Genomic DNA, 5,117 nt, shown 5'->3' with positions numbered 1-5,117 from the left:
CAGACTCTTTCGTGTCCGATTCCCGGTCGAAGCGGGATCCTGCTTTTTCGCTTTCCAGTTCTTCGCTTTCGCGTTTCCCTTTCCGGCGGTTCCAACCTTACCAGACTCTTTTCGTTCCGTTTCCGGTTCGAATTTGAATTCCAGTGACCGTTGGAGTGGTCTTTGCCTTTCGGCTGATTCGACTTTATCAGAAAGATTCGGCCGAAAAATCGGCTTCGCGATCCGAAGTAAGGGAATCGATGGCTCCGCGGAAATCCCATTCCCGACGAGAGCGAAGTAGAGACTAACTGCTGGGCCCGGACTTGTCCAGTCCGAGGCAACCGTTAAAATCTACCTCCCCGTGCCAGCCATGTCAATAGCTTTTCGGGGCGAGGAGGAGACTAGCAGGTCAGCGGGGTCGTCTGCACATCAGGCGGCCACCGGGAGTTCGGCGCTTCGTTCCGTGGGGTCGACGTCGCCGCCGTCCCCGGCTCGTGCTGCTCGGCCGCCCAGGATGTAGACGTAGGAGAGGAAGGCCGCCTCGGCCACGATGCCGATGGTGATGCGCCCCCAGGTCGGGAGGCCGGAGGGCGTGACGAAGCCTTCGATCAGGCCGGAGACGAACAGGACCAGGGCGAGGCCGATGGCCATGCCGATCGCGGCCCGGCCCTGCTGGGCGAGGGCCGAGCGTCGGCTCGTCGGGCCCGGGTCGATGACCGTCCAGCCGAGGCGCAGGCCCGTACCCGCGGCGACGAAGACGGCGGTGAGTTCGAGCAGGCCGTGCGGGAGGATCAGCCCGAGGAAGGTGTCGAGCCGGCCGGCCGAGGACATCAGGCCGATGCCGACCCCGAGGTTGAGCACGTTGATGAAGAGGATCCAGATCACCGGGACGCAGAGGAACGCTCCCAGGACCAGGCACATGGCGGCGGCCTGGGCGTTGTTCGTCCACACCTGGGCGGCGAACGACGCGGCTGGGTGGCTGGAGTAGTACGTCTCGTACTCCCCGCCCGGGCTGGTCATGCGGCGGAGGTCCTCCGGGGCCGCGATGGCCGACTGGACCTCCGGATGCGCGCCGATCCACCAGCCGATGACTGCGGCCAGCAGTGTCGAGAGAACCGCGGTGGGTATCCACCAGCGCCTGGAGCGGTAGACGGCGGCGGGGAATCCGGCCGTGAGGAAGCGGGCGGCGTCGTGCCAGGAGGCTCGGCGGGTGCCGGTGACCGCGGCTCGGGCACGGGCTACGAGCTGGGTGAGGCGTGCCGTGAGCATCGGGTCCGGGGTGCTGGACTGGAGAAGCGAGAGATGGGTGGCCGTGCGCTGGTAGAGCTCGACGAGTTCGTCGGCTTCCGTGCCGGTCAGCCGGCGCCCTCGGTGCAGGAGATGGTCCAGACGGTCCCACTCTGCGCGGTGGGCGGTCACGAAGACATCGAGATCCATGGTCGGCTGCTGCTCCAGGCATGGGTGCGTACGGGTTCGTACTACGGCGGCGCGCTGCCGGTCAGCTTGGCAGACTGAGGCCCCGAGGGGCAGGGATGGTCGGCGAAGGGTGGGGCGGCGATGAGTGAGCTGGTGACCGGGGACGCGGTCGTGCTGGGGCTGCGGCCGGCGAAATTGCCGAGCCGGGCGCTGGCACTGGCCATCGATCTTGCCGTGGTGGGGGCGGCGTTCGTCCTGGTGTCGATCGGGCTGGCCATCGCGACGGCGTCGCTGGACGACGCGGCGCTCGCGGCGGTGTCCGTGGCGGCGTTCCTGCTGGTGCTGGTGGGTGGACCCATCGCGGTGGAGACGCTGAGCCACGGGCGTTCGCTGGGGAAGCTGGCGTGCGGGCTGCGGGTGGTGCGGGACGACGGGGGGCCGATCCGGTTCCGGCATGCGCTGGTGCGTGGGGCCATCGGGGTCGTGGAGATCCTGATGACGTTCGGGGTTGTCGCGTGCATCGCCTCGCTGGTGTCGGCGCGGGGGCGGCGGCTCGGTGACGTGTTCGCGGGGACGCTCGTCGTGCGGGAGCGGGTGCCCGCGGGGCGGGCGGCTGCCGTGCCGCCTCCGCCGCCGTGGCTCGTCGGGCGGTTCGCGGGGCTGGATCTGTCGGCGGTGCCGGAGTCCCTGTGGCTGGCGGTTCGGCAGTACCTGACCCGTATGCATCAGCTCGATGCGCAGGTGGGGTGGTCGATGTCGGAGCGGCTGGCCGGGGAATTGGCGGAGCGGACCGGAGTGCCGGTGCCCGAGGGGGTGCCGGCCGGGGCGTATCTGGCAGCGGTGGTGAACGAGCGGCAGGCGCGGGATGCGCGACGGCTGTTCGTCGCCGCTCAGGACTCGGCGGCACGTGATGGACGTGGTGGTGGTGATGGGCGTGGTGGTGATGGGCCTGGTGTTGCCGAGGAGCGGGAGGGTCGGCCGGGGAGTGGCGTTGTGGTGGGTGGGACTCCAGTGAGTGGGGATCCGCTGAGTGGGGCTCCGGCTGGTGGGGCTGGGCCGGCTGTGGGGGATGAGGCGAGTCGGGTGCCGCCTGCAGCGACGGGGTTCGCGCCGCCTGCCTAGAGCGACGAGGGCGGGGATTCCAGGTCTTCGAGCTCGATGCCGGGGGCCGAGACGACCACGTCGCCGGCGATGTGGACGGTGTGCCGTTCACCGGTGTCCAGTGCGCTGACCTGGTATTCGTCCACGATCAGAGGGCCGTTGTCAGTGGTGTGCGCTTCACTGTTCACCAGGGCCCAGGACTGGTCGACGGTACGGGGGGCGAGGACCGGGTCCGTGAAGGCGACCAGGCGGACGCGGGTCGCGGGGGAATCGGGGGTGAGGCGCAGCAGTCGTGCGGTCGCGACGAGGAACGCGGGGGAAGTGCCGGTGAAGGCGTGGGCGCGCACATTGCCTTCGGTGGCATGAGTTCCGGTCGGGTCGGTACGGACCCAGGTGACGCCTTCGAGGGCGGCGCCGCGGACCTGCCAGCTCGCGGCGTGGAGTTCGAGACGGATGGGTCGGCCCAGCTCGTCGAGGGTGAGGTCGACGGATCCGAGGTGGTCGCCGGAAGGGGCGGTGGTACGGGAGAGGTAGCGCCAGCCCGAGGGGCCTGGTGCGCATTGAAAGTGTTCTTCTCCGAGGGGGGTGTGATCGTGAAGATCGTGGAGCGAATATCGGCCGCGGGGCATGGGGTCCTTCGGGGTTCCTCGGGCTGAGCGGGCGGCGCTGTACGGGGCAGGCCCCCGACACGGGGGTGCGGGGGCCTGCGCTCGCTGCTGCTGTTACTGCTGCTTCCGCTGCTGCTGGTGGAGCTGTTCCGTCTGTCGGCGGCCGCCGGTCGTCACTGACCGGTGGCGATGTGGGCGGTCACCGACGGGCGGGATCAGTAGCGGTAGTGGTCGGGCTTGTACGGGCCGTCGACCTCGACACCGATGTACGCGGCCTGCTCGGGGCGGAGCGTCGTGAGCTTCACGCCGAGTGCGTCGAGGTGGAGACGGGCGACCTTCTCGTCCAGGTGCTTGGGAAGCACGTAGACATCGGTCGGGTACTCCTCGGGCTTGGTGAACAGCTCGATCTGGGCCAGGGTCTGGTCCGCGAACGAGTTGGACATGACGAACGAGGGGTGGCCGGTGGCGTTGCCCAGGTTCAGCAGACGGCCCTCGGACAGCACGATGAGGACCTTGCCGTCGGGGAACGTCCAGGTGTGGACCTGCGGCTTGACCTCGTCCTTGACGATGCCGTCGATCTGCGCCAGGCCGGCCATGTCGATCTCGTTGTCGAAGTGGCCGATGTTCCCGACGATGGCCTGGTGCTTCATCTTGGCCATGTCGGCGGCCATGATGATGTCCTTGTTGCCCGTCGTGGTGACGAAGATGTCGGCCTGGCCGACGACGTCGTCGAGCGTGGCGACCTGGTAGCCGTCCATCGCCGCCTGCAGGGCGCAGATCGGGTCGATCTCCGTGACGATGACCCGGGCGCCCTGGCCGCGCAGGGACTCCGCGCAGCCCTTGCCCACGTCGCCGTAGCCGCAGACGACGGCGGTCTTGCCGCCGATCAGGACGTCCGTGGCGCGGTTGATGCCGTCGATCAACGAGTGGCGGCAGCCGTACTTGTTGTCGAACTTGGACTTGGTGACGGCGTCGTTGACGTTGATCGCCGGGAAGAGGAGGGTGCCGTCGCGGTGCATCTCGTACAGCCGGTGCACACCGGTCGTGGTCTCCTCGGTGACACCGCGGATCTCGGACGCCAGCTGGGTCCACTTCTGCGGGGCCTCGCCGAGGGTGCGGTTCAGCAGGGTGAGGATGTGGGCGTACTCCTCGCTGTCCGCGGTCGACGGGTCCGGGGCGGCGCCGGCCTTCTCGAACTCGACGCCCTTGTGGACGAGGAGGGTGGCGTCACCACCGTCGTCGAGGATCATGTTCGGGCCGCCGGTGGGGGTGTTCGGCCAGGTCAGGGCCTGCTCCGTGCACCACCAGTACTCCTCCAGCGTCTCGCCCTTCCAGGCGAAGACCGGGACGCCCGCGGGGGCTTCCGGCGTGCCGTTCGGGCCGACGGCGATGGCCGCGGCGGCGTGGTCCTGGGTGGAGAAGATGTTGCAGGAGGCCCAGCGGACCTCGGCGCCGAGGGCGACCAGGGTCTCGATCAGCACGGCCGTCTGCACGGTCATGTGCAGCGAGCCGGTGATGCGGGCGCCGGCCAGCGGCTGCGTCGCGGCGTACTCCTTGCGGATCGACATCAGGCCGGGCATCTCGTGCTCGGCGAGAGTGATCTCCTTGCGGCCGAACGTCGCGAGGGAGAGGTCGGCGACCTTGAAGTCCTGTCGATTGGCGACCGTCGTCATAACGGGCTGCTCCTCGTAGATGGGTCGAGGTGGGGCACGGATGGCTCTGCGGCGACGGGCACACGAATGCCCGGGCGCTCGCAGCGCAGTCCGTCGGAGGCCCTCTCTCCCTCGGCCGGTCCGCTCGCGCGGACCGATCGACCGCCATCAGCAGCGACGTCTGACACTGCCGTCGAATCTACACCGATCGGCCCAGTCGCTCCCAGTCCGCCCCGGGACGGGAAGTGTCCGGGAGGGCGTACCGGGAGCGGGCGGGAGGCCGGGTCGAGAGGGGCGGAAGGCGTCAGGGGTGGCTGGTGGGGCGCCGGGGCCGGGGTGAGATCGGGCCGGAGGGCGTATG

Annotated in this window: 4 protein-coding genes; 1 reads left to right on the top strand and 3 read right to left on the bottom strand. The window is 69.1% G+C overall.

Going from position 1 to position 5,117, the window contains the following annotated elements; translation table 11 throughout:
• Positions 1–408: 408 nt before the first annotated feature.
• On the bottom strand, positions 409–1,416 hold the full coding sequence (locus AADR41_RS41090; RefSeq protein ID WP_342287492.1) for a stage II sporulation protein M: 1,008 nt from the start codon (positions 1,414–1,416) through the stop codon (positions 409–411).
• A 120-nt stretch (positions 1,417–1,536) separates the two neighbouring features.
• Between AADR41_RS41090 and AADR41_RS41085 the strand changes: the two genes are divergently transcribed.
• Positions 1,537–2,517: an RDD family protein gene (locus tag AADR41_RS41085; RefSeq protein ID WP_342287490.1), complete on the top strand. Its 981-nt coding sequence runs from the start codon at positions 1,537–1,539 to the stop codon at positions 2,515–2,517.
• On the opposite strand, the gene AADR41_RS41080 is transcribed toward AADR41_RS41085, so the two are convergent.
• The gene (locus AADR41_RS41080; protein ID WP_342287489.1) at positions 2,514–3,125 is read right to left on the bottom strand and encodes a hypothetical protein; all 612 of its coding nucleotides are present in this window, start codon (positions 3,123–3,125) and stop codon (positions 2,514–2,516) included. The two genes, AADR41_RS41085 and AADR41_RS41080, sit on opposite strands and share 4 nt — an antisense overlap.
• A 194-nt stretch (positions 3,126–3,319) precedes the next feature.
• Positions 3,320–4,777, bottom strand: a complete 1,458-nt coding sequence (gene ahcY / locus AADR41_RS41075; RefSeq protein WP_124722993.1) for an adenosylhomocysteinase — start codon at positions 4,775–4,777, stop codon at positions 3,320–3,322.
• Positions 4,778–5,117 lie beyond the last annotated feature (340 nt).

Origin of the sequence: Streptomyces sp. CLV115 (assembly GCF_038448545.1) — a bacterium.
Lineage (GTDB): Bacteria > Actinomycetota > Actinomycetes > Streptomycetales > Streptomycetaceae > Streptomyces > Streptomyces sanglieri.
This window is presented reverse-complemented; position numbering and strand designations above follow the sequence as displayed.